At 67.9% G+C, this 1,158-nt stretch carries 1 protein-coding gene; it reads left to right on the forward strand.

Going from position 1 to position 1,158, the window contains the following annotated elements; all coding sequences use genetic code 11:
• Positions 1-1,044: transposase (locus ACH4E7_RS45665; protein ID WP_396255136.1), on the forward strand; the 1,044-nt coding region annotated here is incomplete at its 5' end.
• Positions 1,045-1,158 lie beyond the last annotated feature (114 nt).

Here is a 1,158-nt window from a genome sequence, read left to right on the forward strand (position 1 = left end):
GAAGACAGCGACCCCCGACTGGCCGCCCACCACCGGGGATTCCGCGCCCACGGCAAGTCCAAGGACTCCCGCGACGACCTGCCCCAGGTCGTCGTCGGCATGGCCGTCACCCGTGACGGCATCCCGGTCCGCGTCTGGTCATGGCCTGGAGCGACCGCCGATTCCGACCTGATCCGCCAGGTCAAGCGCGACGTGCGCGAGTGGTCGCTCTCTCGCGTCGTATGGGTCGCCGACCGCGGCTTCACCTCCGCCGCCAACCGCCGAGCCCTTATGCAAGGAGGCGGCGGCTACATCATCGGCGAGAAACTCCGCTCCGGCTCTCCCGAGGTCAAGTCCGCCCTGTCCAGGCCCGGCCGCTACGCGACCGTCCGCGACAACATGCAGGTCAAGGAGGTCAACATCGACTCCGACGACCGGTTCGTGATCTGCTTCAACCCCGAGCAGGCCCAGCGCGACGCCGCCATCCGCGCCAAGCTCGTCGAACAGCTGGAGCAGGCAATCGACGGCACCGACAAGCTGAGCCGGAACGAACGGGCCCATCTGGCGGGGCAGTTGTCCACCAAGCCAGGCCTGAAGCGGTTCCTGCGGACCACCCCCGGCGGGCTGCTGCGGATCGACAAGAAGAAGATCGCCGCCGAGGAGAACCTGGACGGCAAGTACCTGCTGCGGTCCTCCGACCCCAACCTGAGCGCCGAGGACATCGCTCTGGGATACAAGCAACTCCTCGAGGTGGAACGAGGCTGGAGGGACATGAAGCAACTGCTCGACCTCCGCCCGGTCTACCACCGCCGCGAGGACCGCATCCGCGCCCACGTCCTGCTGTGCTGGCTGGCGCTGCTGCTGATCCGCGTCGCCGAAACCCGCACCGGCACCACCTGGAACCGCATCCGCGAACAGCTTCAGCGCGTCCACGCCGTCACCCTCACCGGCCCGGCCGGCTCCTTCCGCCAGAGCACCCAGCTCACCAAGCCCCACCAGGACCTGTTCGCCGCCCTGCAGGTCGAACCGCCCAAGAAGGTCCTCGCAGTGACCACACCCTCCTGACCAGCACCTTCACCGCAGCCTAGTGACACGCCCCGTCACCGGGCCATGCCGCGTTTCCGCAGCTCAAGCCACGTTTTCACCGACTATGCCGCTACCTCTGCTGCGGAACTCCGG

It is taken from the genome of Kitasatospora sp. NPDC018058, assembly GCF_044327205.1.
Taxonomy (GTDB): Bacteria; Actinomycetota; Actinomycetes; order Streptomycetales; family Streptomycetaceae; genus Kitasatospora.